The following is a 314-nucleotide window of genomic DNA, read 5'->3' on the forward strand; positions in this document are numbered from 1 at the left end:
ATAGTTCAGCTCTTCGAGCAGCGCTTCATGTGATCCCTCTGCAGGCTCTTGACTTGGGCTAGGTTTTTTTGATGGAGCAGACATAGGAGGCGGTCGTCCTTTACGGCGTGGTTCTAGGGCGCCAAGCCCACCATGACGATAAAGTCGTACCCACTGGGCGAGAACCCCAGGATTGCGAATATTAAAGTGCGTTGCAGCCTGACTGTAAGATAAGGCATTGTCCCATACATACCTCAGGACAGACAATTTGAACTCGGCATTGTAATGAGTGAACTTCTTTGTCAGTCCTTCCATACCATGTGCTTGGTACCAAC

General features: G+C 49.7%; 1 protein-coding gene. It reads right to left on the reverse strand.

Features of this window, described 5'->3' with window-relative positions; translation table 11 throughout:
• Positions 1 to 246 (reverse strand): helix-turn-helix domain-containing protein (locus KDM92_RS18350; RefSeq protein ID WP_212685798.1); only part of this gene is annotated, 246 nt, incomplete at its 3' end.
• Positions 247 to 314 lie beyond the last annotated feature (68 nt).

Source organism: Affinundibacterium baiyunense (assembly GCF_018139645.1).
In the GTDB taxonomy this organism is placed as follows: Bacteria; Pseudomonadota; Gammaproteobacteria; order Burkholderiales; family Burkholderiaceae_D; genus Undibacterium; species Undibacterium baiyunense.